The sequence below is a fragment of the Niallia sp. HCP3S3_B10 genome (genome assembly GCF_052064465.1).
Lineage (GTDB): Bacteria > Bacillota > Bacilli > Bacillales > Cytobacillaceae > Niallia > Niallia hominis.
On record NZ_JBQHVO010000002.1, the window covers coordinates 125,006 to 151,132 of the forward strand.

Consider the following 26,127-nt stretch of genomic DNA (forward strand, 5'->3'; position numbering starts at 1 on the left):
GAACATTGATTTTGAGTACTTTCATCCATTTGATAAAATGAAGGGATAAGAGGTACGTAAGGGGGAGTGTAAGATGGTTTCATTAGTAAAATTAATCAAGTCTGCAAATCATTTAGTTGTATTTACAGGTGCAGGTATGTCAACAGAAAGTGGATTACCAGATTTTCGGTCAGCTAACCGTGGATTATGGACAACCGAACAAAAGCAATATCTTTCCAGTACGAATGCCTTAAATAATCATTTACAAGAATTCACCGATTTTTATAGAAAAAGAGTACAAGGTATCCATGACTTCAAGCCACATAAAGGGCATGAAATTCTGGCTGAATGGGAAAGAAAGGGGTATTTAAAACAAATCATTACCCAAAATGTTGATGGATTTCATCAAGAAGCAGGAAGTGAGAAAGTCGCTGAACTACATGGGACACTAAAAAAGGTTCATTGTGAAACGTGTGGAAGAAGCTATCTAAGTGAAGAATATCTACATGATAATTATACATGTGGCTGTGGTGGTGTATTGAGACCCTCCATTATACTCTTTGGTGAAATGCTCCCAGAACAGCCTTTTTTAACGGCAGAAGAAGCTGCCATTAAATCAGATGTTTTTTTAGTATTAGGTTCTTCTTTATCAGTATCACCAGCAAATCAATTTCCATTGCTAGCAAGTGAAACGGGAGCTAAGTTAATTATAGTAAACAAAGAACCAACAGAAATGGATGGGATTGCAGATATCGTTATTCATGAACCAATTGGCAGCGTATTAGAGGAAATAAATTCTAAGCTATAATGAACAGTATGGGGGAGAGCAAAAGAAATTAAAGCTTCTTTGAGAATATAGAAGAAAATAGTCGAAATAAAACTAGTTTAAATACATTTAAACCCATTGCAAACTTTGATATATCGAGATAATATAAGGGAATGGACTAAATTTGAAAGCGTAAAAAGAGAGGAAAGTAACATGTCAAAGAATTTTAAACAGGATGTACTGTCACGTCGCACCTTTGCGATTATTTCCCATCCGGATGCTGGTAAAACGACATTAACGGAAAAATTATTACTATTCGGTGGCGCTATTCGCGATGCTGGAACTGTTAAAGGGAAGAAGACAGGGAAATATGCAACAAGTGACTGGATGGAGATAGAAAAGCAAAGAGGAATCTCTGTTACTTCCAGTGTGATGCAATTTGATTATCAAGATGCACGCGTAAATATTTTGGATACACCAGGTCACCAAGACTTTAGTGAGGACACTTATCGTACACTTACAGCAGTTGATAGTGCTGTCATGATTATTGATTCTGCAAAAGGGATAGAGGAACAAACATTAAAGCTATTTAAAGTTTGTAAAATGAGGGGTATTCCTATTTTTACTTTTATAAATAAATTGGATCGCCAAGGGAAAGCACCTCTTGAGTTACTTGCAGAATTGGAAGAAGTGATGGGAATAGAGTCCTATCCAATGAATTGGCCAATTGGAATGGGAAAAGAATTTTTAGGAATATATGATCGTTTTTATAAACGGATTGAACAGTTCCGTGTAGAAGATACTGATAAGTATATTCCGCTGAATGAAGATGGCGAAATTGAGGGAGACCATCCAATTAAACGGGATTCCTTATATGATCAAACGTTAGAAGAGATTATGCTATTAAATGAAGCAGGGAATGAATTCTCTGAGGAGAAAATAAACAATGGGGATTTAACGCCAGTATTTTTTGGGAGTGCCTTAAGCAACTTTGGTGTTCAAACGTTTTTAGAAACCTACTTGCAATTTGCTCCATCGCCACAAGCAAGAAACTCTTCTGTTGGCGAGATTGATCCGCTTTCTGAGGAATTTTCAGGGTTTATTTTTAAGATTCAAGCGAATATGAATCCAGCTCACCGTGATCGTATCGCATTCCTACGGATTTGTTCTGGGAAATTCGAACGAGGAATGACTGTTAATTTACCGAGAACTGGAAAACAAGTGAAGCTAGCTCAATCGACTCAATTTATGGCAGATGACAGAAGCACTGTAAATGAAGCGGTTAGTGGGGATATTATTGGATTATATGACCCAGGATTTTATCAAATTGGAGATACGTTAACGGTTAGTAAAACATCCTTTCAGTATGAAAAATTACCACAGTTTACACCAGAGCTTTTTGTAAAGGTAACAGCAAAAAATGTAATGAAACAAAAGCATTTTCATAAAGGGATTCAGCAGCTTGTTCAAGAAGGAGCAATTCAGCTGTATAAGACTGTTAAAACGGAAGATTATCTTCTTGGAGCAGTAGGTCAATTGCAATTTGAAGTGTTTGAGCACCGCATGAGAAATGAATACAATGTTGAAGTAATTATGGAACATGTTGGCTCTAAAATTGCTCGTTGGCTAGTAGATGAAGAAGTGAATGAAAATCTTTCTAGTGGAAGAAGCTTATTGGTGGAGGATCGTTTCGGCAAAAAAGCATTTTTATTTGAAAATGAATTTGCCTTAAGATGGTTCCAAGATAAAAATCCAGAAATGAAATTATTTAATCCGATGGATGAACAAGAATAAGATAGAAATAAGATTGTTTCAAATGGATATCCCCTGTTTGTTTAAGGGGGGTTCCATGGCTGGAACAGTCTTTTTTTATTTGGAATAATTCTTGTTTCCAAGGGACCCTATGTAATCTATTTAGATTGATTCATTAGGATGGTCAATCAATAAAAAGATATCATAGGAAGGAGGAGATATGTCTAAAGAGTATGTCAGGTTTTTGAACAAATGTAGGAAGGAAAATAGATGAAGAAAACAAGTGTTTATTGAAAAAGGAGAGAGATTATTATGTTGGTATAATATATTTTAGAAGAATACTATTTGTTTTTTCTGATAATTATTAAAATAATTAATAAATTATTAGTATTCATAGTAGGAATAAAAGTCTTTCGATAGTCGAATTACTGATATATAAGGTTTTTGTATGTCTAAATAAATAATTAACACGCGATAATTATAAAAATTAAAAGTTTTCAAAAAACTATTTGTATTTAGAAAAAAAATAGGTATAATAAAAACAAGTTGTTATAAAAGTTAACAAACAAATGTTAACATATTTGACTTGTTAGCAATTTAGCAATGATGATACTATCTTTCGATGCAATAAGAGTATTCTATTAAGTTAAAAAGATTGAATATTCGTTCAATGGAAGTCAGGTAGTATGATAACAAAATAGATAATAGGGGGATATGTTGCATGAAAAAAAGTTTTTCGCTTACTCTTAGCATTTTACTAGTGCTTGTACTTGCTTTAGCCGGCTGTTCAAGTAAGACAGGATCTGACGAGGATGGTAGCAGTGGAGAAACATCAAATTCTAGCAGTCTACTTGATACTATAAAAGAAAGAGGAACTTTAAAAGCTGGTATTAATGATGCACTTCCTGGCTTTGGATACATAGGATCAGATGGAGAAAATACTGGTTTTGATGTTGATTTTGCAAAAGCAGTTGCAGCAGGAGTACTTGGAGATGCAACGAAAATTGAATTTAGACCATTATCAGCTACCGACCGTTTCACCGCTGTTCAGTCTGGTGAAGTTGATGTGTTAGTACGTAACACAACTTGGACAACAAACCGTGATGCCGAAGTAGGCTTAAGCTTTGCTCCAGTAATTTTCTACGATGGGCAAGGAATTATGGTACCGAAAGATAGTAATATCAAAACGTTACAAGATTTAGAAGGAAAAACAATTGGTGTAGAAACAGGAACAACAACTGAATTAAACTTAGCGGATCAAATGAAAGCGGCAGGCGTTAACTATACAGCACAAACATTTGATAATGCTGATGCAGTAATAGCTGCATATGAGCAAGGCTCAATCGATGCATGGACAACAGATAAATCAGGACTAGTTTCTCGTCAGTCTACATTACAAGATCCAGATGCACATATTATTTTGGAAGAAACACTTTCAAAAGAACCTTTAGCTCCAGCTGTTAAAGATGGAGATGAAAAATGGGCAGATGCGGTAACTTGGATTGTATTTGCAACAATTCAAGCAGAAGAATTTGGTATTACGTCTCAAAACGTAGATGATTTCTTAACTAGTGAAAATCCAGAAATTCAACGTTTATTAGGAGTAGAAGGAAACCTTGGTGAACAATTAGGACTATCTAATGACTTTGCCTACCAAGTAATTAAACAAGTCGGTAACTATGGTGAAATTTATGACCGTAACTTAGGTCCAGATACAGTGTTCAAATTAGAGCGTGCTCAAAATGCATTATATAGTGATGGCGGATTATTGTACTCTATTCCGTTCCGTTAATATGAATTATTAAGTTTAAAAATAAGGGGGGTTCTCAAATTGTCATACCCTTTTGAGTACCCCCTATTCTTTTAGGTGAGAGGTGAGAAAGAGTGGAAGTAAAAAAGACAACATCGACTCCTCTTTGGAGAAATAGAAAAATAATACCGATTATTGCTCAAATCCTCTTTGTCATTTTAGTAGGAACAGTGATTATTTTTATGGTCAATAATGTGATATCTGGTCTTGAACAAATAGGATTGACATTAGGATTAGATTATTTAACTTTAAAAGCATCTTTTCCGATTTCAGAATCTATTATTAGCTATACACCTGATGATCCATATATACGTGCATTATTGGTAGGATTATTAAATACGTTTAAGGTTTCTATTTTTGGAATTATATTTGCAAGCATTATCGGAGTTATAGTGGGTGTTGCACGTTTATCTGATAACTGGTTAGTAAGCAAGGTGGCTACTGTATATGTAGAGGTTTTTAGAAATACTCCCCTTTTGGTACAAATATTTATATGGAATTTTGCCGTATTTTTACCGATGCCAAAAATACAAGAAGCACTCTCTATCGGTTCTTTCTATTTTTCTAATAGAGGGGCATCCATCCCATGGTTTACATTACAAGATAATACGCTTATTTGGTTAATCGTACTCATTCTCCTCATTGTAGGTAGTGTATTTTTATTCAGAATATTAACAAAGGTATCATTAGAATCAGGTAAATCTACATATCCACTAATCTCCAGTATCGGATTAATAGTAATTGGCGCGATTATTACTTTTCTTGTTTTAGGAAATGGCCCATTTGGTCTATCTGTTCCAGTTTTTAATGGAAATTCTTTTGATGGTGGAACATCTTTATCTATTGGGTTTATGTCTGTGCTCGTGGCACTAACTATCTATACATCTACTTATATTTCAGAAATTGTCCGTGCTGGAATTATGGGCGTTCCAAAAGGACAGACAGAAGCTGCAAAAGCACTTGGCTTTAAAAGTCGCACTGCGCTTCGGTTAATTATTTTTCCACAGGCAATCAGAATAATTATCCCGCCGTTGACAAGCCAGTATTTAAATTTAATAAAAAACTCAAGCTTAGCGATGGCGGTAGCATATCAAGATATTGTTGGAATCGGAAATACAATCATTAATCAAACAGGACATACGTTAGAGACACTATTAATTGTAATTTCTGTATATTTACTGTTTAGCTTAACTACATCCCTGTTAATGAATCTTTTCAACAAAAAATTCCAGCTGGTAGAAAGGTAGGGAAGCGAATTGGATAATATACAATTAGAAAACACGGAACCAGTTATGGAAACCACAAAATTAAATAGTCAGAAAAAACTACAGTTATGGCTTAAAAATAATTTATTTAAAGACTGGAAAAATGCAATAGTAACGATTGTGACCCTAATGTTTACAATTTATTTACTTGCAAATATAGGGAAATTTTTATTTGCCAGTGAATGGAATGTTGTCACTGATAATTTGAGACTACTATTTGTTGGGCAATTTCCAATAGAAGAAATTTGGAGATTGTGGGTATCCCTTTTATTTATGTCTGTGTTATTAGGTACTTCTTGGGGAGTTTGGAGAGGGATAATCGGTCATGTAGCAATTAGTCTTGGTGCTCTATTATTAGTATTCGGCATTCTTCCGTATACAGAAAATGAATCCAAAGTATACTTGTTTTCATGTATTGCTACGATTGTTGTTTTTTATTTCGTTGGGAAATATGTTCCAAAATTAAAAATTCCTATGCTTGTACTATGGATATTATATATTCCAATCTGTCTTTCTATCATTAACGGATTTGGAGTATTAGAGCCTGTAAAATCAAATGTTTGGGGAGGATTCTTATTAACTTTAGTAATTGCGTCGGTAGCAATTATTTGTTCTTTTCCAATAGGTTTATTACTTGCAGTAGGTAGACGAAGTAAACTGCCTATAATAAAGTATTGCTGTATTCTGTATATAGAATTAATTCGTGGAATGCCTCTCATTATGGTTTTATTTATTGCACAATTATTGCTTCCTATGTTTCTTGGAGGTATTCAATTAGACAATGTTGTTCGTGCCATGATTGCATTCACCCTATTTAGTGCCGCATATTTAGCAGAAAATATTCGCGGTGGATTACAATCGATTCCGAGAGGACAATTCGAAGCAGCACAGGCACTTGGGTTAAATAATGTCAAAGTAATGATTTTTGTTGTTTTGCCACAAGCCTTAAAAGCCGTTATTCCTGCAATGGTTGGACAATTTATTTCTGTTTTTAAAGATACATCATTGGTTGCGGTGATAGGATTAGCGGATTTCCTTGGTATGGGGAAAAAAATCGCTGCCAACCCTGAATATCTAGGAAAATATATGGAGTTATACATTGTCATTGCGTTTATATACTTCATTTTCTGCTTTTTAATGTCCCATGTAAGTAAACATATCGAAAAATCACTTGGTGTTGGAACGAGATAGAAAGGAGAATCGGATTATATGGAAAGTGTATTTGGAGTAAATAAATTAACAACCCCTTTAACGGAGAGAGAAGATATTATTAAAGTAAATAAATTGAATAAATGGTATGGAGATCATCATGTATTAAAGGATGTAGATCTTACGGTTAAGCAAGGAGAGGTTATCGTTATTTTAGGACCATCTGGGTCAGGCAAATCAACCTTTATTCGTACGATTAATGCTTTAGAAGAATTTCAAAAAGGTGAAATCATTGTTGATGATATTGCATTAACTGATGATGTTAAAAATATTGAAGAGATTCGTAAAGAAACGGGAATGGTATTTCAATCCTTTAATTTATTTCCACATATGACAATTTTGAAAAATATTTCTTTAGCTCCTATCTGGGTGAGAAAGTGGAAGAAAACAAAAGCGGAGCAAATTGCAAAGGATTTGCTAGAAAGGGTAGGTATTCCTGAACAAGCGAATAAATACCCTGGACAATTATCAGGTGGGCAACAGCAGCGTGTTGCAATTGCAAGAGCATTAGCGATGCAGCCTAAGATAATGCTATTTGATGAACCTACATCTGCACTCGATCCAGAAATGGTAAAAGAAGTATTAGATGTTATGAAAACTCTGGCAGAATCTGGTATGACTATGCTTGTCGTAACACATGAAATGGGATTCGCAAGACAAGTAGCAGACCGTATTATCCTTTTTGATAAAGGAGAAATTGTAGAAATGGGTAAACCAGAAGAATTATTTGACAATCCTAAGCATGAACGGACGAAAGCTTTCTTATCTCAGATACTTTAAAAAAAGGCCATTTGGCCTTTTTTTTGTTTATTCTATTTTAATATAACGCAACTTCATCACCAACTATCTTTCTGCAATTCTCATAAGCAAGAGGAGAGGGGTGGATAAATAAGAATATTGGTGCAGTATAGTAAGTTTTTTAATGATGTAAAAATTTAGAAATTCATTTTGTATAAAAAATCACTATTTTGATAATTATATAAGTAGGTACAGAAAAATAGATGGTGATACCAATGAAGGGCCTAAGTAGACTTGAAGCAATCATGTGGAGTATTGCACTTCCAGGTTTTAGTCAGTTGTTATTGAAAAAATATTGGAAAGGAACATTGTTTGTTATTTTAGAGTTTATTATAAATGCGAAAAGTAACTTCAATATGGCAATTATGCTTAGTTTTTGTGGCAATATCCAAGAAGCGATAAACGTAATAGACTTTCAATGGATATTGTTTTATCCGTGTTTATATATGTTTGCGATGTGGGATGCTTATAAAGAAGTAATGGATACAGACAATGAATACGCATTTTTGCCATTTGTTTTTTGCGCATATTTTGTTACGGTGGGCGTTTTTTATTCAACAAAGTTGAAGCTATTTGGCGTATTGTTCGGTCCTGTTTTTTTACCGATGGTTTTTTTGATACCTGGTATCATTTGCGGTCATATAGTAAAGTATTGTTTAATCTATTATAGGAAAAAGAGACATTTGTGAAACGTATGCTAGATCCTAGATATAGGGTGGAAGCATAGGATTCATTATGTTTATTCAAAAAATTATCAGTAAAATAAAAAAATATAAAAAACTATTGGCAAAATAGCTCAACTATGTATATAATTAATACATATTAATATTTGTATACTACTCAAAGGGGAGTAGCTTTTAGGTTGATACCTAAAACAAAGTCGTCAGTTCATGGCATTTGCCATCGGCTTTGTTGGCATATTAGTGCTTAGCAAGACCTTTGCCTATTTGGCAAAGGTCTTTTTTGCGCACTTTTGTACATAATAACGAGAGTTGTAGCAAAACCTGCTAATAGGAAGTATACAAATAAATACCTAAAGGGGGAAAAATTATTGGATGCGAGCATGTTATTAGAGTATGGTTGGGTTTTATTAATTCTAGTTGTATTAGAGGGGTTATTGGCAGCAGATAATGCAGTAGTTATGGCGGTTATGGTTAAACATTTACCTGCTGAGCAACAAAAAAAGGCGCTTTTTTATGGCCTATTGGGTGCGTTTGTTTTCCGTTTTGCTACATTATTTATGATTTCGTTTTTGGTAGACGTATGGCAAGTTCAAGCGATAGGTGCCATTTATCTTCTCTTCATTGCGGTGCATAATATTTATGGCAAATATGCGAAGAAGAATGAAGGGGATAAGGAGAAGAAGACGAAGAAACAATCTGGTTTTTGGATGACTGTTTTAAAAGTAGAGTTAGCAGATATTGCTTTTGCAATCGATTCTATGTTAGCGGCAGTTGCGCTTGCAATTACCTTACCAAAAACAAATTGGTTTTCGCTTGGTGGAATTGATGGCGGACAATTTTTAGTTATGTTCATGGGTGGTTTGATTGGATTAATCATCATGCGTTTCGCAGCAAACTGGTTTGTCAAGTTACTTCATTCCCGCCCGTCTCTTGAAACAGCAGCATTTTTAATTGTTGGTTGGGTTGGTGTGAAATTAGCTGTATTTACTTTAGCACATCCATCAGTAGGATTCCTAGATGAACATTTTCCAGAATCTAAAATATGGAAAGGGATTTTCTGGGTTGTATTGGTAGCAATTGCAATTGGGGGATATTTCTTTTCCAATAAAGAAGCTGTTAAAACAAAGGAAAGCAATGCATAAAAGGTTAGAAAAAGCCATCCATATTTGGAATGGCTTTTTCTAATAATTTATTCAACAAACTACGCTAGATTAGCGATATTACTGTGTTTTACCTGATAGTTCTGCTTGTGCTTGTTGAACAAGTCTTTTTGTAATTTCTCCGCCGACAGAGCCGTTGGCACGAGAAATGGTATCTGATCCTAAATTCACTCCAAATTCTTGTGCAATTTCATATTTCACACTATCTAAATATTGTTCAATTCCCGGAACTAATAATTTATTACTAGAAGCCATTCTTTTTTCCTCCTTATTAATAGTACAGTGATTATTTATCAAATTCATTTGCAATTTATATGGAAATGATAAATGATTCTGTATTAATAATATATGGATTTTATTGAAGTTCATTAGTGGTAATGTTTGTTTATATGGGAGAAAATAGGATAAATTACAATCAACATAAATTTTTTGAAAAATTTGTTCTTGTCATTTGCTTTATGAAAAGAATTTCAAAAAAAATGAATCTTTCCCAACTACATTTGCGTATCGTATAATGTTACAGTGCCTCTATAAAAGTTAAATAAACAATTATAATATAAGGTTGTACGACTAGGGATAGATAACTTATACTGTTTATTATCCATGCATAAAGGATCTTGTTAAAAAAGGTCTTTAATTAATTAGCTTTGAAAGAAAGGGATTGTTTTTTAATGGGCAAGAAGTTTAAGTTAGTCCTTCAAAACCTAACTCCTGCGCAAATGATAACCAGCTATTATATTTTAGCAGTTAGTATATCTGTTCTGTTATTGAGTTTACCAGGTGTACATAAAGAAGGAGTAACGGTATCGTTTATGGATACACTTTTTACTGCAGTAACAGCAGTAAGTGTAACAGGACTAACGGTAATTAATATCGCAGAGACATATAGTACATATGGAATTATCATCTTAATGCTTGTTTTACAATTTGGCGGAATTGGCGTTATGGCTATAGGAACATTTTTCTGGATGATTTTTCGGAGGAAGATAGGATTAAGAGAGAGACAGTTAATTATGATTGATCACAATCAGTCTAATCTGTCAGGGTTAGTCAATTTAATTAGAGAAATCTTTAAAATTATTGTAATCATTGAAGTTGTTGGAGCTATTATTCTTACATTGCAATTCCATAATTATTATCCTACCTGGAAAGAATCTCTTTTACATGGAGCTTTTGCGTCCGTTAGTGCTACAACAAACGGAGGTTTAGATTTAACAGGACAATCTCTTATTCCATTTAAGGATGATTATTTTGTACAGTTGGTAAATATCATTCTAATTACATTGGGAGCAATCGGTTTTCCAGTATTAATTGAAGGAAAGAATTATCTTTTTCCAAAAGAAGGGAATGTGAATCTTAAATTTTCTTTATTTACAAAGTTAACGACCATGACGTTTGGTTTTCTTTTGTTATTTGGAACAATTATGTTTATTCTTTTAGAATGGGGTAATTATTATGCAGGAATGAACTGGCACCAAATATTCTTTAATGCCTTTTTCCATTCTACGTCTACACGAAGCGGTGGGTTAGCAACAATGGATTTAAATGCTTTTTCTATTACGACATTGCTTATTTTTTGTTTCCTTATGTTTATTGGAGCTTCTCCAAGTTCAGTCGGTGGGGGGATACGAACGACAACCTTTGCATTAAACATATTATTTATTTATCATTATGCAAATGGAAACAGACATATAAAGATCTTTAAAAGAGAAATACATGAAGAGGATATAATAAAATCATTAGTAGTAACAATATTTGCAACTGGTATTTGTATTGTCGCTGTTATTGCTCTTTCCATATCTGAAAATGCCTCTCTTATTGCAATTCTTTTTGAAGTTTGTTCTGCTTTCGGTACTACAGGGCTTTCCTTAGGCTTGACTCCAGAATTATCTAACTTTGGAAAATGTGTAATTATGCTCCTCATGTTTATCGGAAGAATTGGATTGACTTCTTTCATCTATATCATCGGTGGAAAAGAGAAAAAAGATAATTTCCACTATCCAAAAGAACGAATCATTATTGGGTGAAACACCAATTTTACTAAAACAGCCTATTATAACTAATTAATAACCCGAACAACAATTGTACTTGTTTGGGTTTTTTTATAGTTAGAATACTTGTGTACCTTATTCCGTTTTAACAAATGTAGGGAAGCATATCTTCTTTTTGCTTGTGAATAATAAGAATGTAAGTGTGAAAGGAGAGATGACAAAAATGGCAAAGCGCAAGGCTGAATTTAATAGTGTAGAAAAATATAGTAAAACTCCGAAGAAAAACATCCAAGAAACGGAATTTTCTGCTGAATTTAGCAGAGGCGAGAACCCAATCAAAGGTGCTAATCGAAATTCTAAGCAAGGAAGAGAGGGAAATTAAATGTCGAAAAAACAAAAGAATCGTAAACAAACAGAGAGCTCAAATGTAGAATTTGGTCAAGAATTTGGCGATGTTAATGCAAGCAAATTCTTTGATACAGAAGCGTTAACAAAAGATAAAGTAAAGGGAAAAGCTAGAAGGAAATAAAGAAATCTTCCCATCAGTGAATCCGTAACTGATGGGAAGATTCTTCAAAATCTATCTATTCGAAGTATATGTCGACCGTTTAAAGAGTAGTTGTTTCAATTTTGAACTTCTTAACTCAATCAGCGGCTGTGTTAAAGAAATGATTATATTGCTTGAAAGCAGCATCGTTATTAAGAATGATACAACGACAATCATCACATAGGATCTCGGAGATACAAATATATCCGGCAAATCGCTTTGTCTAAAAAGACGAATAAAGAAACCGTGTAATAAATATACATATAACGTTGATTTACCAAATTTAGTAAAAAAATACTCCCTTTTTGGTACACATGTGAAAAAACAAAAAATCATTAGAAAGCTTAATATATAGAAAAATACTCGCATTGCCATTCCTGCAATATACCCTTCTCCTAATGTCTCATAAGATTTAGAACCAAATAACCATTGATAATTAATCGACGGAAAGAAATGAAAACCGATAAAAACAAGAGCGAAAATGATAATAGCGCTAATTTTAGCTTTTCTCGTTTTAACTAAATTGAAATGTTCCTTCTTCATATAAAAGCCCATTAAGAATAAAGGGAAGAAAACGAATGTTCTTGTTAAACTTAAATAGGTTGATGTCCAGTCAATCATACCTATTGCAAGTCCTAAAAGTAGGGATATAATAATCCCTTGTATCGGCTTTAATTTCACAAAAGCTAATAAGAAGATGTTCCAAAAAAATAAACTAATTAAAAACCATAATGACCAATGTGGTGTTAACGGTTCAATGGCAAAAGTCGACTTTCCATAAAGAAAATAATAAAAAATGCTGTATACTAATTGAAAGATCAGGTAAGGAATAATCAGCTTCTTTGCATATTTTTTTATATAGCCCTTTTCCGCAATCCCCTTAGCAAAAAATCCCGAAATTAATATAAATGCCGGCATATGAAAAGTGTAAATTACTTTATATAACGTATAAATATTTTGATTGTCATTTATAAATGATTGGATAAAATGACCGAAGACAACGAAAAAAATCAAAATAAATTTTGCATTATCAAAGTAGTAATCCCGTTGTTTCATAAACTCATCCTTTCATGAATGGAAATATCATATATTTCACTAACTATATATAACACAAAATCCCTTGTTTTAATCGCATGTAGTCAATCTGTTAAATAAATAACTTTTATTTATTACAAAAATGAAATGAACTGGTGAACAACCCAAAGAGAAAAAATCTTATTTATCATAGCAGGTAAAACTTTAAATTTGTTTAATTTTTTGTGGGTCTCTATTAAGAAATAATAGGGGAGAAAGGGATATATTGGATAGATTGTGACAATTCATTTGTTTCTTTTAAATAGGGAGCTTCCTTTTCCTATTTATAAAAATAGTTTTATTCTCTTATTTTTTCCAGAAGTAAAGGAAATTCGGAAATTATGTAGAATAATGTAAACACTACGTTTGTAAGGAGGGTAACCACTAGGATGGATCGTATATCCTATTCAGAAGAATATCGCCAATTGCAGAAGAAACTAAGCGAAGTCGAGAAAGAGAATACAATTCTGAGAAAAAAACTAGAGGAAAAGAGTCATATACAGGATAGGCGATCAACTGCTTTCCAAACAATAAATGTAGGAATCATTATATTTGATAAAAATGGTGTTATTCGCGATATCAATACATTTCTTTGTGATAACTTTAACTTAAAAGTTGATCAAGTTGTCGGTAGAAATATAACCCACTTCCTTCAACAAGAAGAGCGTTCGATGATAAGAAATAATATTAACAATCTAATAACCAAATCTGATTTGCATTCAAAACGTAGCATATTACCGTTAACAATTAATAATAAATTACATTATTTTGAAACCTTAACAAGTTGCTTGCCATATGATATGGGGTTTGTAACAATCATCGAAAATATTACAGAAGAAATAGAGAAAGAGAAAGAAAAAGAAGAAACACAAATTTTGTATAATGAATTTTTTACAGAAGCACTAGATGGGATAATGCTATGGAAAGAAACAGGGCAAATTATTGCAGCTAATGCCTCTGCTCTTAAAATTTTTGAAAGCACGAAGGAACAATTGCTGACTTCGAAGATTAGTGACTATATTTATAAAAAAGATAAGCAATATGCTGAAATAGTCATGAATTTATATCATCAAAAGGAAAATCGTGATGAATTAATGTTTTTGATGCCAAATGGGCAGAAGAAAATACTGGAATTTACAACAAAACTCCATTCGGTGGAAGGTTTAAATATGAGTATTTTTCGCAATGTAACGGAACGATACAAAATGGAAGAGGAAATAAGAGAAAGTAAGGCGATGTTCGAAAATATTTTTGAAGAAGTTTTTGATGGTATTATTATTTGGGATCAGAAATTTACAATAATAGATATGAATAAAGCGGCAGAACGTCTATTGTGCAAAAATAAAGAGCAAGTAATCGGTCTAGATTTATTATCCACTCTTCCTCCTGCTAAATCGATAGGCGAAGATATCAAGCCTAAATTAATTCATTTGAAGGAAGAAGGACAAAATCAAGGACTATATACAGTGAAATTTCAGAATAAATGGGAGTACACACAGCTAGAATATAGAAATAAATTTAATGTTTATTCTGGCTTAAGTATTACTACGCTACGTGATATTACAGAGAATGCCATCTTGGAAGAACAACTGAGGAAATCATCTACATTAAATGTTGTAGGAGAATTGGCAGCAGGAATAGCACATGAAATTCGTAATCCAATGACAGCTTTAAAAGGGTTTATTCAACTATTAGAAACAGATGTGGCTTCTCCTGAAAATGAAATGTACTTTGGGGTAATAAAATCGGAGCTAACGAGAATTGAATCCATTATTAATGAATTTTTATTGCTTGCTAAGCCACAGGTAGTCAAATATGTAAAAAGTGATTTAAGGCAGATTATGAATGAAACGATGGAATTACTTCATGCTCAAGCAGTATTACAAAATGTTCAATTTATAAAAAAATACGAAGAAGAAATTCCAATGATTTACTGTGAACCTAATCAAATGAAAAAAGTATTTATAAATATTATCAAAAATGCAATAGAGGTATTAGAAGATGGCGGAGAAATCGAGGCTTCGATGGAAGTAAAACAAGATTACTTCCATATATCAATCCAGGATAATGGAAAAGGGATGAGTAAAGAAAAGCTAGCTAGAATCGGAGAGCCTTTTTATACGACAAAAGAAAAAGGAACAGGATTAGGTTTATTAGTATCTTATCAAATAATAGAAGACCATAAAGGGAAAGTGAAAGTAGAGTCGGAGCTGGGCATTGGTACGACTTTTCACCTCCTACTTCCAATAAACATAAACAAAATAGACTAATGGAATTATTACAAAAGACCCCGTTAATGTAAACTAGGTCTTTTTTTGTTGAAGTAAGGTAAAAGGGAAAGCATCTCGTAAACTTTGTCCGTTTTCTAAAAGATTGTTGTTTTTTCAATAGGAAAAAAGAATTAGTTAATACTGATTTTCTTTCTTGACACAACCAACTACTTTTATTAGTATCTAATTAGAAGGTTATGAAAGTAGGTGGCTGAATGCAATTAGATAAATTGGTTGCTTTTTATAAAACAATGGGAGACCCAACGAGAATAAGAATTATTTCTTTATTAGCAAACAAACCATGGAATGGGCAAGCTTTAGCAGATAAACTAGGCTTATCTGCCCCTACGATTACACATCATTTAAAGAAAATGCGTGAAATAAATATCGTCTATGATAGAAGAGATAAGAACACGATTTATTTTTATTTAAACAAATCTGTTATTTTGCAGCAAACAGAAGCCTTAAAAAAACTTGCTATAGGAATGGAGGAAAGTGTAATGACTGTTAACAATGAGGAACAATCAAAAATTATCGAAAACTTCTTTACTGCAGAGGGGAGACTTAAGAATATCCCTGCTCAAAGAAAGAAGAAATTAATAGTATTCAAATACATGTTAAAAGGATTAGTTTTTGGAAGAAAATATGAGGAAAAAGAAATAAATGAACATATAAAACAGTACTTTGATGATTATGCCACTATTAGAAGAGAATTTATCATTAATCATTTTATGTATAGAGAAAATAATATATATGAACTTAATCCAGAGGAAATGTGGGCAAAGTAAAAAATAGGAAGGACTGATCAACAGAGTCAAACACAGTCCTTAAAAGAATGATCGGTATTTTTGTTAATATTTTTGCTATAATCCGCTGCCTAAATACACTTTGCTTTCAAATGGGAAAGCTTTTAATCCCCGTGTTTCGGCTATAGGATCTCACTCTCGCAAATCGAGATCACTGAAAAAGTGATAGCTATTGATGATTGATAGTAACTGCCTTTTAAACTTAGATGTGCAAATTGTTTTCCGAGGTGCCCACGTGACTCATAGGGGCGAGCGCCGAGCCGCTTCACAGCCAGGGTCTCGGACTTTCTCGCATCTCCCGTAGGGGTCGAGCGGACGCCTCTCCAAACCAACTTAATATTCGCTTTCAAATAAATAAATTCTTATTTAATTTGGAGATACTATTCTTTTTCAGTGCCCTCCGCAAATCCAAGAGGAGTCTAAGTTTATGTGTATTCAGGCTGCTCATTATTTCTACTTAGAATATTTTTATAAAAATGCTAAAATCAATTATAAAATTCTGGTTTGCGATCGGTAAAAATAGGGATAGTCTTCCGAACTTCTGTAACTTTATCTAAATGAACAGAGGCTGTTAGAATTTCTTCTTCTTCACCGGCTTCTGCTACGATTTCTCCCCATGGATCAATAATCATACTATGTCCTGCAAAGACATTATCAGGATCTGCACCAACGCGATTACAAGCAATTACAAAGCATTGATTTTCAATGGCTCGAGCAATAAGGAGGCTTTTCCAGTGTGCCAATCTTGGCTTTGGCCATTCAGCAACAACAAAGATTGCTTCCGCCCCTTTTGTTGTATGTGCTCTTATCCATTCTGGGAAGCGAATATCATAGCAAATCATACTAGCAAACATTCTCTCTTCTAAAGAAAACAATCCACTTGATGTTCCGCTTTTTAAATATAAATGTTCATCCATTAATTGGAAAAGGTGGAGCTTGTCATAGGTGTGGGCGACATTTCCTGATTTATCTATAACAATAAGGGAATTAAATATGCCATTTTCCTTCTTATTCGCAATAGATCCACCAATGATGTGAACTTGATGTTTAAGTGCTAATTCACTTAAAAAAGAGATAGTTCTTTTGGCATGATTATCAGCAATTGATGAAAGTCTTGCTAAGTCATAGCCCGTTGACCATAGCTCAGGCAATACAATGATATCGCAGTTATCTTTGCAAGCGGCCGTAATTTTTTCTTCTGCTTGCTGAAAATTATCTTCTGGTTTACCGAATGCAATATCCATTTGAATCAAACTAATTCGAAAATTCAAAAGCTAACACCTCTATTCATCTTCGTTATTTTCCTATATAATGATAATCAACTAAAAAATCCAATTATTAAGGTAATTTGGTTATATCATAAAAAAGCGAATTATTAAATGATTATTTTTGTATTGCATCATTTAAGTAAGTGAAATATTTTTAGCGATTATCCCACTATTAACGGACAGGAATACGCTCATTTCTTTTTGTAGGAGATTTGATAATCAACTGTTTGTAAAGGTTGAATGATTCCATTAACATCAGCGGGGAAAAAGAAGAAAAATTTCCCTGATGGAAGTTTCACTTTATCGTTTAAAGAAGGTGTGAGTTATATGAAGAAATATGAACAATCTCAGTTATTGAAAAATTTGCCAGAACAATTCTTTGCTTCATTAGTTACAAAAGTTAATAGCTATATTGAGAGAGGTTATGATGTGATTAATTTAGGACAAGGTAATCCAGATCAACCGACTCCTTCTACTATTATCCAGAGCCTGCAAGCTGCAGCAGAAGAACCGAAAAACCATAAGTATTCACCTTTTAGAGGCTATCCTCATTTAAAAACGGCCATTTCTCAATTTTACAAGCAAGAATATAATGTAGATTTAAATCCTGAAACAGAGGTGGCTATTTTATTTGGGGGGAAGGCAGGTCTTGTTGAAATTCCGTTATGTCTATTAAATCCAGGAGAAACAGTAATGGTTCCAGATCCTGGCTATCCCGACTATTTATCTGGGATTGCTTTAGCACAAGCAGAAACAGTTATGATGCCGTTGCGAGAACAAAATGGGTTTTTGCCCAATTATAAGGATATAGCAGAAAAGGATTTAGAGAAAGCAAAGTTAATGTTTTTAAATTACCCAAACAATCCGACAGGAGCGATAGCAACAAAGGAATTCTTTGATGAGACAGTTTCTCTAAGTAAAAAGCATGACATTTGTGTTGTCCATGATTTTGCATATGGTGCGATTGGCTTTGATGGAAAGAAACCAATTAGTTTTCTTCAAGCTGATGGAGCAAAGGATATTGGAGTTGAAATATATACATTGTCAAAGACGTTTAATATGGCAGGCTGGAGAGTAGCCTTTGCAGTTGGAAATAGCAGTGTTATTTCAGCTATTAATCTTTACCAAGACCATCTGTATGTAAGTTTATTTGGTGCGATACAGGAAGCTGCTTACACGGCATTAACAGAATCTCAAGAGAGTGTAAAAAGGATGAATGAGCTTTATGAAAAGAGACGAAATATATTAATAAAAGGACTCAACGAAATTGGTTGGGAAGTGAAGGCGCCAGAGGGATCCTTCTTTGCTTGGCTGAAAATACCAGATGGTTTTACGTCACAAGAATTTAGTGATTATTTATTAGAGACAGTACATATTGCAATGGCTCCAGGATCCGGTTTTGGTCAATTTGGAGAGGGATATGTTCGAGTGGGGTTATTAACAGAAGTGGATAGATTACAAGAGGCCATTGAAAGATTAAGTACACTTCCGATTTTTAAATAAGATGGAATAAAGCTATAAAATTTCATTTAGGATTGAATAGATTTTTATCTATTTAATCCTTTTTTAATATAAAGAGTACTAGCTTTTTTTATATGAGGGGAAATAATGGGCGGAAATAACCAAAAAGAAAGCGTTTGCTTACTTTAGTCATACCATTCGACTATTTTCGTCACGTTTCTTGTCGAACAACAGTAATGGTTAGATAGATAAATAGGTCTTTTTACCTATTTTTTCTTAAAAAAATGTCTAATATTGCGAATCTATTTACTTTTATTTGTTTTATTGTAATAATTCATCAAGTAAACAATAATGAATTGTTTGAAAGTTGGAATTTGATTAGGAGGAAGAAAAAGGTGTATTGTAAGAAAACAGAATTGTTAGATGAAATTCAAGAGAAGAGGGAGGTAATGATAAAAACAGCAAAAGAGCTTGGTACTATTGATGCGGAGACGATTAGGTTAAGTCAAGAGCTTGATGAATTAATCTATAAATATCAGCTTGTTTTTCGTTACGAACGAGAAAAAAGAAAACAAATAAAAAGAAAATATAAAAACACTCGAATTTTTTGGTCTAATGCTAGTCAATATAAGCGCAAAAATTATTCTGAGGTTGTATATAGATAATATACTATTAAATAATATTGGTGAAGGGTAATGGCAGTAATTACCTAATAATATCTCATCTAAATCAATGCCCTTCTGTAATTAAATGATGTTAATACCCCATTATTCCGCATGTGTCCACGATCAGGATAAAGAAAAAAGCATCTTTTGTTCAATAGTTATTCCCCTCTTTGTGGAAAGAAGGGAAATATAAAGGAACATGCAAGAAGCGAAGAAGTAGGTTGTTAGTCTATTAAAGGTAAAATAATATTCACCCTTGTTCCTTTCTTTTCTCTACTAGATATTTGTATTTCACCATCGAATGATTCAATGATTCTTTTACATACAACAAGCCCCAAGCCGGTACCTGATTCCTTCGAAGTGTTAAATGGTTCAAATATTTTCTTTAATTGACGGCTGGACATGCCTATACCATTATCCGTTACTGAAATAAGTACGTTTGAACGAATAGGACGAACTGTAAGCTCTAATTGACCACCATTTTCCATTGCTTCAAGTGCATTTTTTGTTAAATTCAACAGTACTTGTTTCATTTGATCTGCTATTCCAAGTACATAAATGTCTTCATCAGGCACTTTTTCAATATACTTTACATTATATAAATTTGCTTCTGAAATAATAAGTGGATTAAGTTCTGCTATAATCATTTTTAAATTCATATTATGTTTTTTTTGTGCTGTAGGCTTTCCTAAAATGAGGAATTGACTTACAATTTCATTTATTCGAGCAATTTCTTTTTGGATAATGGAAAAGTATAGCTGATCCTTTTGATCTTGATGTTTTTCACTTAATAATTGGATCAATCCTTTAATTCCTGTTAAAGGGTTTCTAATTTCATGAGCTGAACTAGCAGCTAAATTACCAACAAGCTCTAATTTTTGGATTTCATTCTCTTTTGTTTCTTCCTTTCTTACTTTTCTTTGATAGTAAAGAATCATAATCAGATAAATAAGGTGAAAAATGAGAATGAAGAACAGAGGTATCCAAATATTTGCTTTGACAATGTTCCAAATATTCGGTTTTACTAATTCAACCATGATTGACCAAGGTAAACGGTCAATCGGCATGTTAATGACATTTTCGCCTAAAGTTGCACCATCATTTATATAGAGAATGGTTTCTTTTTGCCCATTCATAATCGCAATATTTTCCTCTGAGGATAACATCTTCGTTAAATTAATAAGGTAATCGACACGAAGATATGCTGTTATAATCGCGTCTAGTCTATTATGTTGACCTAATATTGGCATTGCAATACCGATAACCTTCTGTCCGTTACTTAATACTTCTTCTCGATTAGAAATCACTAAATCCTTTGAGTTTATAACTTCCAATATATAATCTTCCTCTGAAATATCAATGGAATCATAAGTATCATTTACCCCTGCAATCGTTTTCCCTTTACTGTCGAGTAAAAATAAACCCCCATAGATATGCTCATTCGTAAATACTTTTTTAAGTAAGCTATCCATCTCATTAGGTGTATCAATATTTGGTTGAATAGATAGACTTAATATATTTAAAGAGGATACTACTTTGTTTATATAAGAGTCCCATTGCTTTTGGTGGATGGAAGCAACCCATTCTGCATGAGCTTTATTTTTGGCTTCTTCTTTATTTATTTGGTAATTAAAAAAAAGAACTGCAGTAATCATAATAGGAATAACAACGATTACAATATACGAAATTTTTTTTTGTGTAGTTATTTTCATTAATAGATTCTCCATAACGAAATTCCAATGTATAAACTTCATTATAACATGAAATGGTAAAAGCTCAATGACAGGCGGAGTTCTACAGAAATTGACAAATCTAAGGGAGAATACTATAATTTATCTGAATTCGAGATAATGAATTATTCTAATAAGGGAAGTTTTATATGGAAAAAAAAGATATTGAACAATCATTAAAATTATATATTGTTATGTCTCGAGCATTTCGAGCAATCAATGAAAATGTGAATAAATTAATTACTGCAAATGGATTGAATCCAACTGAGTTTGCTGTTCTCGAATTGTTGTATCATAAAGGAGATCAACCGTTACAGCAAATAGGAGGTAAGATTTTATTAGCAAGTGGAAGTATTACCTATGTAGTTGATAAACTGGAAGAAAAAGGGTATTTAAGAAGAATTGCCTGTCCAACAGATCGAAGAGTCACATTCGCTCAAATAACGGAAAATGGCAAACAGTTGATTGAAAGCATTTTTCCAAATCACGAACAAAGAATCCATGAAATCATGTCTGAACTATCACCAGGAGAAAAAGATGTGGCAATTGAATTAATTAAACGCCTTGGTTTATCAGTTGGAAAATAGTCATTGTATAATGTAAAAAGCGAGTATTCATAAATAGGATAAAGGTTTATTTCGAAGGAACTATTTGAAATAAATCTTCCTTACGAATTTCGCTTTTATGTATTTGTGTTGTTAATATTCATGTATAATTATAGTGATACATAGAAGAAATAGGGGGTATATAAATGAAATTTTCGGAATTTACATACAAAAGACCAAATATTGAAGAGTTTGCAGTTAAGATGAATGAACTATTAGTAGATTTTAATAATGCAGAACATGTTCAGCAGCAAATTACTGCGATAGAGAAAATAAACGAGCTAAGAAATGATGTTTCTACAATGTTTAATTTATGCTATATTCGACACTCTGTTGATACAAATGATGAATTTTATCAAAAAGAACAAGATTATATGGATGAAGTATCTCCTAAGGTGGAGGGGCTTACTACTAAATATTACGAAGCGCTTGTAAAATCTAAGTTTAAAGAACAATTGGAAGAAAAATGGGGACATCAGCTATTTGCATTAGCGGAAGCCCAATTAAAAGTGTTCTCAGAAGAAGTAGTAGAGCTTTTGCAACAAGAAAATAAACTATCAACAGAATACACAAAGCTTGTAGCTTCTGCAAAGATAATGTTTGAGGGAGAAGAAAGAACACTTGCACAATTGCAGCCATTTACGGAATCAAAAGACCGTGATACTAGAAAGGCTGCTAGTGAAGCCCGTTTTGCTTTCTTTGGTGAGCATGAAGAGCAGTTAGATAGAATATATGATGATATGGTAAAGGTTCGTACAGAAATTGCCAAAAAGCTAGGATATGAAAACTTTGTCGAGCTAGCATACTATCGTATGTATCGTACCGATTATAATGCAGAAATGGTTGCCGCATTTAGAGATCAAGTAAAAGAACATATCGTCCCATTAACAACAAAATTAAAAGAAAGACAGCAAAAAAGAATAGGGGTCGACTCCTTAAAATATTATGACGAACCATTCGAATTTTTAACGGGGAATGCTACTCCTAAAGGAGATCCAGCCTGGATAGTTGAAAATGGTCAAAAAATGTATAAGGAACTATCAAAAGAAACTGGTGATTTCTTTTCCTATTTGAGAGAAACAGAATTAATGGATTTGGTTGCTAAAAAAGGAAAAGCAGGGGGAGGATATTGTACCTTTATTGAAAATTATAAAGCGCCATTTATTTTTTCTAACTTCAATGGAACTTCAGGAGATATTGATGTATTAACACATGAAGCAGGTCATGCATTCCAAGTGTACTCTAGTGGTGGATTTGATATTCCTGAATACTATTGGCCGACATATGAAGCTGCAGAAATTCATTCGATGAGTATGGAGTTCTTTACATGGCCATGGATGGAATTATTCTTTAAAGAAGATGTAGAGAAATATAAGTTTTCTCATTTAAGCTCAGCACTCTTATTCCTTCCTTATGGAGTATCAGTGGATGAATTCCAACATTGGGTATATGAAAATCCGACCGCTACTCCAAAAGAAAGAAAACAGGCTTGGAGAAATATCGAAAAAAAATATAGTCCACATCTTGATTATGATGGAAATGAGTTTCTAGAGAATGGTGGCTTCTGGCAAAAGCAAGGGCATATTTTTAGTTCTCCATTTTATTATATTGATTATACATTGGCGCAAATCTGTGCATTCCAATTCTGGAAACGTTCAAGAGAGAATCAAGAAGATGCTTGGGCAGATTATGTTAAGCTATGCAAATTAGGGGGAAGCATGCCGTTTACGGAATTAGTGAAAGAGGCTAATTTAATCTCTCCATTTGAAAATGGCTGTGTAGAGTCAGTTGTCGGCGTAATTGATGAGTGGTTAAGTTCTGTAGATGACCGAAATCTATAAAAGAAAACCGTGGGATTGCCCCACGGTTTTCTTTTTATTTACTGACTAATAGATTGTGTTTGCACTGGTTTGACCTTAATTTGGTCATCCTCAATAACTGCAGTTAATTCTTTAACTGTTGGCTCATCGAGAATAACATCTGCTAATTGATCTTCTAAATGCTCTTGAATTACTCTTCTTAAAGGACGAGCACCAAAGCTTGGATGTGTTCCTAATTCTACGATTTTCTCTTTGGCCGTTTCGGTTACTTGTAAAGTGATTTGCTGTTCTTGTAAATTTTGAGAAAGTTCCTCTAATAATAAGTCTGTAATTTGTAGTAAGTGTTCTTTTTCCAATGATTTAAACTCGATAATCGCATCAAAGCGGTTAAGGAATTCTGGTTTAAAGAAGTTTCCTAATGTTTGTAAAAGATTGCTTTCTTCGATTGCATCATTATTTCCAAAGCCAACAACCCTATGTTTATGGGCGACACTTGCATTACTTGTCATAATAATAACAGAGTCTTTAAAGCTGACAGTGCGTCCTTGGCTATCTGTTAAGCGTCCGTCTTCTAGAATTTGCAAGAAGATGGATTGAATATCAGGATGTGCTTTTTCGATTTCATCTAGCAGAATAATGCTATATGGATTTCTTCTAACTTTTTCTGTTAATTGTCCTGCTTCTTCATGACCAACATATCCTGGAGGAGAACCAATGATTTTACTAATGCTATGTTTCTCCATATATTCACTCATATCTAGGCGAATCATACTATCCTTGCTGCCGAATAATTCTTCTGCTAGTGTTTTGGTAAGTTCCGTTTTCCCCACACCAGTTGGACCGACGAAAAGGAAGCTACCAATTGGTCTCGTTTTTGATTTAAGTCCTGCTCTACTACGTTTAATGGCTTTAGCCACTTTGCGAACAGCCTCATCCTGTCCAATTACTTTTGCTGCTAATCGATCACTTAAAAACTTCATTTTTTGCTGTTCATCTTCCTGTAATTTTCCTACTGGAATGCCCGTTTTCTTTTCGATTAATTGCTGGATAAGGGCAACATCCACAATCGGCTTATCATCATTGTTTGGTTCATTTAATGCCTTTTCAAGCTGTTGTTCTTCTTTGCGCAGTTGAGCTGCTTTTTCATAATTTTCTTCTTTTAATACTTTTTCTTTTTCTTTTGCTATCATAGCAAGACGATTTTCGATTTCTTCCGTGTTTTGATAAGTAGAAGAAAGATTCATTTTAGAACCAGCCTCATCCATTAAGTCAATCGCTTTATCTGGTAAGAAGCGGTCTTGAATATAACGATGGGATAGCTCAGTACATGCTTTTATTGCATCTTCCGTGTAAGAAACTTCATGGAATTTTTCATATTTATCCTTAATGCCATTTAAAATCGATAATGTAGCTTCCACAGATGGCTCACTTACTTGCACTGGCTGGAATCGTCGCTCTAAGGCAGCATCCTTTTCGATTTGACGATATTCTTTTAAGGTTGTTGCCCCAATGATATGCAGTTCGCCGCGAGCTAATGCTGGTTTTAAAATATTCCCAGCATCCATAGAGCCTTCTGCAGAGCCTGCACCTACTAACTGATGGATTTCGTCAATAAAGACAATAACATTTTTTCTAGCTTGTACTTCTTGAATGACTTGCTTCATTTTTTCTTCAAATTGACCGCGAATACCTGTATTTGATACAAGGGAAGCCACATCTAATAAGTAAATTTCTTTATTTTGTAATTTTTTTGGAACATTGCCTTCCATAATTTTTAAAGCTAATCCTTCTGCTATCGCTGTTTTCCCGACACCAGGTTCCCCGATTAGTACTGGATTATTTTTATTTCTTCGATTTAGAATCTCGATTATACGTTCAATTTCATTTTCTCTTCCGATAACTGGGTCAATCAAACCAGCATTAGCCATTTGATTTAAGTTTTTCCCATGTTTATCGAGAATGCCAGCTTTTTTATTGTTATTAATAAAAGGAGCTTCCTTTGAAGCACTAGCTCCCCCTAATGAATTTGATTGGTTAAGTGATTGAAATAACTCGTCAAAAGGGGAAGGTTGGAAAAACATTGGGCCGTTTTGTGCTGTCACTTTTTGCTTTTCTTTTTGATAGCAAACATGACAAATATTCATTGTGCTTTCCATATTGTTTAATACAAATCGTAAGCTGATTGTGGCACTGTTTTGTTGGCAAATTTCACATTTCATCATTAAATATCCTCCTTTTGATTTTGACTAATATTGACCTTTTGTAATTATGATTATACTTTGACCTTTTTTGACTTTCAAGTTTTTTGCTTAAAAAATATTAATGGAATTTTATTCCGTTTAAAAATCTCCTGAAGACTCTTTACTTGCATACAGAATGGGAGGAAGATAGACTGGGTTCTTCCTAATCCAAATGTAAATATTCTTGTTCAAAATTAGGAAGCTATTTCATTTAAAAATTTATTTTTT

At 33.4% G+C, this 26,127-nt stretch carries 22 protein-coding genes and 1 riboswitch; of the genes, 17 read left to right on the forward strand and 5 right to left on the reverse strand.

All coding sequences use genetic code 11. From position 1 onward, the window contains the following. Positions 1 to 73 precede the first annotated feature (73 nt). From ACTNDN_RS02110 to ACTNDN_RS02145, 8 genes are all read left to right on the forward strand, one after another. Positions 74 to 787: an NAD-dependent deacylase gene (locus ACTNDN_RS02110; RefSeq protein ID WP_235250287.1), complete on the forward strand. Its 714-nt coding sequence runs from the start codon at positions 74 to 76 to the stop codon at positions 785 to 787. A gap of 171 nt (positions 788 to 958) precedes the next feature. Beyond that, positions 959 to 2,539 carry a peptide chain release factor 3 gene (locus ACTNDN_RS02115; RefSeq protein ID WP_235250277.1) on the forward strand — a complete coding sequence of 527 codons (1,581 nt, stop codon included), beginning with the start codon at positions 959 to 961 and terminating at the stop codon, positions 2,537 to 2,539. 679 nt (positions 2,540 to 3,218) lie between these two features. Further along, entirely contained in the window at positions 3,219 to 4,289 is a 1,071-nt protein-coding gene (locus ACTNDN_RS02120; RefSeq protein WP_235250263.1) for an amino acid ABC transporter substrate-binding protein, read from the forward strand. Positions 4,290 to 4,381: 92 nt separating this feature from the next. Beyond that, entirely contained in the window at positions 4,382 to 5,554 is a 1,173-nt protein-coding gene (locus ACTNDN_RS02125) for an amino acid ABC transporter permease (RefSeq protein ID WP_235250233.1), read from the forward strand. A gap of 9 nt (positions 5,555 to 5,563) precedes the next feature. Next, a complete protein-coding gene (locus ACTNDN_RS02130) occupies positions 5,564 to 6,763 on the forward strand; it encodes an amino acid ABC transporter permease (protein ID WP_031534120.1) in 1,200 nt (399 codons plus the stop codon). Positions 6,764 to 6,781: 18 nt separating this feature from the next. Then, entirely contained in the window at positions 6,782 to 7,561 is a 780-nt protein-coding gene (locus tag ACTNDN_RS02135; RefSeq protein ID WP_031534123.1) for an amino acid ABC transporter ATP-binding protein, read from the forward strand. Positions 7,562 to 7,794: 233 nt separating this feature from the next. Further along, positions 7,795 to 8,268, forward strand: a complete 474-nt coding sequence (locus ACTNDN_RS02140) for a hypothetical protein (RefSeq protein WP_441130669.1) — start codon at positions 7,795 to 7,797, stop codon at positions 8,266 to 8,268. A 144-nt stretch (positions 8,269 to 8,412) separates the two neighbouring features. Further along, a riboswitch (yybP-ykoY riboswitch) is annotated at positions 8,413 to 8,508 on the forward strand. A 122-nt stretch (positions 8,509 to 8,630) separates the two neighbouring features. After that, positions 8,631 to 9,404, forward strand: a complete 774-nt coding sequence (locus tag ACTNDN_RS02145) for a TerC family protein (protein WP_031534127.1) — start codon at positions 8,631 to 8,633, stop codon at positions 9,402 to 9,404. 78 nt (positions 9,405 to 9,482) lie between these two features. Here the strand turns inward: ACTNDN_RS02145 and ACTNDN_RS02150 are convergent, their stop codons facing one another. Beyond that, positions 9,483 to 9,677 (reverse strand): alpha/beta-type small acid-soluble spore protein, encoded by a 195-nt coding sequence (locus tag ACTNDN_RS02150; protein WP_031534129.1) that lies wholly within the window; start codon positions 9,675 to 9,677, stop codon positions 9,483 to 9,485. Positions 9,678 to 10,093: 416 nt separating this feature from the next. Between ACTNDN_RS02150 and ACTNDN_RS02155 the strand changes: the two genes are divergently transcribed. The 3 genes from ACTNDN_RS02155 (at position 10,094) to ACTNDN_RS02165 (ending at position 11,942) form a co-directional block, all read left to right on the forward strand. Next, positions 10,094 to 11,449, forward strand: a complete 1,356-nt coding sequence (locus ACTNDN_RS02155; RefSeq protein ID WP_031534131.1) for a TrkH family potassium uptake protein — start codon at positions 10,094 to 10,096, stop codon at positions 11,447 to 11,449. Positions 11,450 to 11,636: 187 nt separating this feature from the next. Then, positions 11,637 to 11,795: a hypothetical protein gene (locus ACTNDN_RS02160; RefSeq protein WP_192840940.1), complete on the forward strand. Its 159-nt coding sequence runs from the start codon at positions 11,637 to 11,639 to the stop codon at positions 11,793 to 11,795. Next, a complete protein-coding gene (locus ACTNDN_RS02165; protein WP_192840939.1) occupies positions 11,796 to 11,942 on the forward strand; it encodes a hypothetical protein in 147 nt (48 codons plus the stop codon). Between the two features lie 51 nt (positions 11,943 to 11,993). Here the strand turns inward: ACTNDN_RS02165 and ACTNDN_RS02170 are convergent, their stop codons facing one another. Beyond that, positions 11,994 to 13,016 (reverse strand): acyltransferase family protein, encoded by a 1,023-nt coding sequence (locus tag ACTNDN_RS02170; protein ID WP_441130672.1) that lies wholly within the window; start codon positions 13,014 to 13,016, stop codon positions 11,994 to 11,996. Positions 13,017 to 13,423: 407 nt separating this feature from the next. Here ACTNDN_RS02170 and ACTNDN_RS02175 point away from each other — a divergent pair, with 407 nt between their 5' ends. Together ACTNDN_RS02175 and ACTNDN_RS02180 are read left to right on the forward strand one after the other, a co-directional pair. Next, entirely contained in the window at positions 13,424 to 15,304 is a 1,881-nt protein-coding gene (locus ACTNDN_RS02175) for a PAS domain S-box protein (RefSeq protein WP_031534133.1), read from the forward strand. A 215-nt stretch (positions 15,305 to 15,519) separates the two neighbouring features. Then, a complete protein-coding gene (locus ACTNDN_RS02180; RefSeq protein ID WP_031534135.1) occupies positions 15,520 to 16,092 on the forward strand; it encodes a metalloregulator ArsR/SmtB family transcription factor in 573 nt (190 codons plus the stop codon). Positions 16,093 to 16,595: 503 nt separating this feature from the next. Here ACTNDN_RS02180 and ACTNDN_RS02185 read toward each other — a convergent pair. After that, positions 16,596 to 17,381, reverse strand: coding sequence for a carbon-nitrogen family hydrolase (locus ACTNDN_RS02185; RefSeq protein ID WP_031534138.1), 786 nt, complete (start codon positions 17,379 to 17,381; stop codon positions 16,596 to 16,598). Between the two features lie 324 nt (positions 17,382 to 17,705). Here ACTNDN_RS02185 and ACTNDN_RS02190 point away from each other — a divergent pair, with 324 nt between their 5' ends. Both ACTNDN_RS02190 and ACTNDN_RS02195 read left to right on the forward strand, forming a co-directional pair. After that, positions 17,706 to 18,881 (forward strand): pyridoxal phosphate-dependent aminotransferase, encoded by a 1,176-nt coding sequence (locus ACTNDN_RS02190; protein ID WP_031534140.1) that lies wholly within the window; start codon positions 17,706 to 17,708, stop codon positions 18,879 to 18,881. A gap of 353 nt (positions 18,882 to 19,234) precedes the next feature. Further along, on the forward strand, positions 19,235 to 19,504 hold the full coding sequence (locus tag ACTNDN_RS02195; RefSeq protein ID WP_051640897.1) for an aspartyl-phosphate phosphatase Spo0E family protein: 270 nt from the start codon (positions 19,235 to 19,237) through the stop codon (positions 19,502 to 19,504). Positions 19,505 to 19,728: 224 nt separating this feature from the next. On the opposite strand, the gene ACTNDN_RS02200 is transcribed toward ACTNDN_RS02195, so the two are convergent. Next, positions 19,729 to 21,216 carry an ATP-binding protein gene (locus ACTNDN_RS02200; protein ID WP_031534143.1) on the reverse strand — a complete coding sequence of 496 codons (1,488 nt, stop codon included), beginning with the start codon at positions 21,214 to 21,216 and terminating at the stop codon, positions 19,729 to 19,731. Between the two features lie 167 nt (positions 21,217 to 21,383). Here ACTNDN_RS02200 and ACTNDN_RS02205 point away from each other — a divergent pair, with 167 nt between their 5' ends. Together ACTNDN_RS02205 and ACTNDN_RS02210 are read left to right on the forward strand one after the other, a co-directional pair. Then, positions 21,384 to 21,821 carry a MarR family winged helix-turn-helix transcriptional regulator gene (locus ACTNDN_RS02205; RefSeq protein ID WP_031534145.1) on the forward strand — a complete coding sequence of 146 codons (438 nt, stop codon included), beginning with the start codon at positions 21,384 to 21,386 and terminating at the stop codon, positions 21,819 to 21,821. 164 nt (positions 21,822 to 21,985) lie between these two features. Continuing rightward, on the forward strand, positions 21,986 to 23,680 hold the full coding sequence (locus ACTNDN_RS02210) for a M3 family oligoendopeptidase (RefSeq protein ID WP_031534147.1): 1,695 nt from the start codon (positions 21,986 to 21,988) through the stop codon (positions 23,678 to 23,680). 38 nt (positions 23,681 to 23,718) lie between these two features. Here ACTNDN_RS02210 and ACTNDN_RS02215 read toward each other — a convergent pair whose 3' ends face one another. Then, positions 23,719 to 25,878 carry an AAA family ATPase gene (locus tag ACTNDN_RS02215; RefSeq protein ID WP_441130761.1) on the reverse strand — a complete coding sequence of 720 codons (2,160 nt, stop codon included), beginning with the start codon at positions 25,876 to 25,878 and terminating at the stop codon, positions 23,719 to 23,721. Between the last annotated feature and the right edge of the window lie 249 nt (positions 25,879 to 26,127).

What these genes read in the sequence shown, in the direction of transcription:
- ACTNDN_RS02110 (WP_235250287.1), top strand. Translation starts at nt 74, where the DNA reads ATGGTTTCATTAGTAAAATTAATCAAGTCTGCAAATCATTTAGTTGTA.
- ACTNDN_RS02115 (WP_235250277.1), top strand. Translation starts at nt 959, where the DNA reads ATGTCAAAGAATTTTAAACAGGATGTACTGTCACGTCGCACCTTTGCG.
- ACTNDN_RS02120 (WP_235250263.1), top strand. Translation starts at nt 3,219, where the DNA reads ATGAAAAAAAGTTTTTCGCTTACTCTTAGCATTTTACTAGTGCTTGTA.
- ACTNDN_RS02135 (WP_031534123.1), top strand. Translation starts at nt 6,782, where the DNA reads ATGGAAAGTGTATTTGGAGTAAATAAATTAACAACCCCTTTAACGGAG.
- ACTNDN_RS02140 (WP_441130669.1), top strand. Translation starts at nt 7,795, where the DNA reads ATGAAGGGCCTAAGTAGACTTGAAGCAATCATGTGGAGTATTGCACTT.
- ACTNDN_RS02150 (WP_031534129.1), bottom strand. Translation starts at nt 9,677, where the DNA reads ATGGCTTCTAGTAATAAATTATTAGTTCCGGGAATTGAACAATATTTA.
- ACTNDN_RS02155 (WP_031534131.1), top strand. Translation starts at nt 10,094, where the DNA reads ATGGGCAAGAAGTTTAAGTTAGTCCTTCAAAACCTAACTCCTGCGCAA.
- ACTNDN_RS02160 (WP_192840940.1), top strand. Translation starts at nt 11,637, where the DNA reads ATGGCAAAGCGCAAGGCTGAATTTAATAGTGTAGAAAAATATAGTAAA.
- ACTNDN_RS02165 (WP_192840939.1), top strand. Translation starts at nt 11,796, where the DNA reads ATGTCGAAAAAACAAAAGAATCGTAAACAAACAGAGAGCTCAAATGTA.
- ACTNDN_RS02170 (WP_441130672.1), bottom strand. Translation starts at nt 13,016, where the DNA reads ATGAAACAACGGGATTACTACTTTGATAATGCAAAATTTATTTTGATT.
- ACTNDN_RS02175 (WP_031534133.1), top strand. Translation starts at nt 13,424, where the DNA reads ATGGATCGTATATCCTATTCAGAAGAATATCGCCAATTGCAGAAGAAA.
- ACTNDN_RS02180 (WP_031534135.1), top strand. Translation starts at nt 15,520, where the DNA reads ATGCAATTAGATAAATTGGTTGCTTTTTATAAAACAATGGGAGACCCA.
- ACTNDN_RS02190 (WP_031534140.1), top strand. Translation starts at nt 17,706, where the DNA reads ATGAAGAAATATGAACAATCTCAGTTATTGAAAAATTTGCCAGAACAA.
- ACTNDN_RS02200 (WP_031534143.1), bottom strand. Translation starts at nt 21,216, where the DNA reads ATGAAAATAACTACACAAAAAAAAATTTCGTATATTGTAATCGTTGTT.
- ACTNDN_RS02205 (WP_031534145.1), top strand. Translation starts at nt 21,384, where the DNA reads ATGGAAAAAAAAGATATTGAACAATCATTAAAATTATATATTGTTATG.
- ACTNDN_RS02210 (WP_031534147.1), top strand. Translation starts at nt 21,986, where the DNA reads ATGAAATTTTCGGAATTTACATACAAAAGACCAAATATTGAAGAGTTT.
- ACTNDN_RS02215 (WP_441130761.1), bottom strand. Translation starts at nt 25,878, where the DNA reads ATGAAATGTGAAATTTGCCAACAAAACAGTGCCACAATCAGCTTACGA.